Genomic DNA, 268 nt, shown 5'->3' with positions numbered 1-268 from the left:
TTATTGTCCTATAAATTTAAAATCGTCAATAGCTTTAATTACCCCATTCTCCCAAAACGCATTAAAATGTATTTCTACTCCGTGGGCTGTTTTATTTGACATCTTTGACCATCCTAACCAACGTGGGTCACTCAATGATTTTTTAATGATTTGACCCAACATTGGTTTTTTCATTATCTCTTGCATAGCTAATTGCTCTGTAAGATTATTTGCAACAGTCCTTCCAGTCGACCCTTTTCCTAAAGGTTTTAAAGTATTTATTGCACTC

At 34.3% G+C, this 268-nt stretch carries 1 protein-coding gene; it reads right to left on the bottom strand.

Annotated elements, in window-relative coordinates; genetic code table 11:
• Positions 1-268 (bottom strand): hypothetical protein (locus tag FRY97_RS22195; RefSeq protein ID WP_211356973.1); only part of this gene is annotated, 268 nt, incomplete at its 5' end.

The organism is Phaeodactylibacter luteus, from assembly GCF_007993045.1.
In the GTDB taxonomy this organism is placed as follows: domain Bacteria; phylum Bacteroidota; class Bacteroidia; order Chitinophagales; family Saprospiraceae; genus Phaeodactylibacter; species Phaeodactylibacter luteus.
The sequence above is the reverse complement of the archived record's forward strand: the minus strand, read 5'-3'. Positions and strand labels throughout refer to the sequence as shown.